Source organism: Agrobacterium sp. MCAB5, assembly GCF_052114365.1.
Taxonomy (GTDB): domain Bacteria; phylum Pseudomonadota; class Alphaproteobacteria; order Rhizobiales; family Rhizobiaceae; genus Agrobacterium; species Agrobacterium tumefaciens.
The window spans coordinates 1-393 of record NZ_JBFREP010000325.1; the positions used below are offsets into that span (position 1 = coordinate 1).

At 56.5% G+C, this 393-nt stretch carries 1 protein-coding gene and 1 pseudogene; both read right to left on the reverse strand.

Features of this window, described 5'->3' with window-relative positions:
• Positions 1-292 (reverse strand): annotated as a pseudogene (locus AB4Z23_RS28845) (serine/threonine protein phosphatase); the annotation flags it as partial.
• A gap of 7 nt (positions 293-299) precedes the next feature.
• The coding region (locus AB4Z23_RS28850) for a class I SAM-dependent methyltransferase family protein (protein ID WP_441361356.1) at positions 300-393 on the reverse strand (94 nt) is incomplete at its 5' end.

A 393-nucleotide genomic window follows, 5' to 3' on the forward strand; every position in this document is an offset into this window, starting at 1 on the left:
TCAGGTAGCGGCGACCCAAACGGCCCACGTCGTCCGGGGTATCGTTGATAAAGAGGGATAGCGCATAAAATGCGTTGATTGACCAATAGGGAACGATTGTCCAGGCGATGAACGGAATGTGCTTTTCAAAGGGGAAGGCAAGGTTCGGAACATCCGCACGCAACGATGCAGACCAGTTCGCCACACCATAGGTAAGATAGAAGAATGGCGCGAGAAAAAGGAGCCAGAGCGCAGCTGTTCGCACGACAGCGCCGCGTGTGCCCGCCGGAACCGATGTTATCCCCTCGCCCATACCGCCCTCAGATACGCTCTGCTATCGATACGGTGAAAATGCCCCACCTGTCGATACGCTGTTCGATCTTGCGGAAACCTGCAGCCGCGACCAGCTGGTCC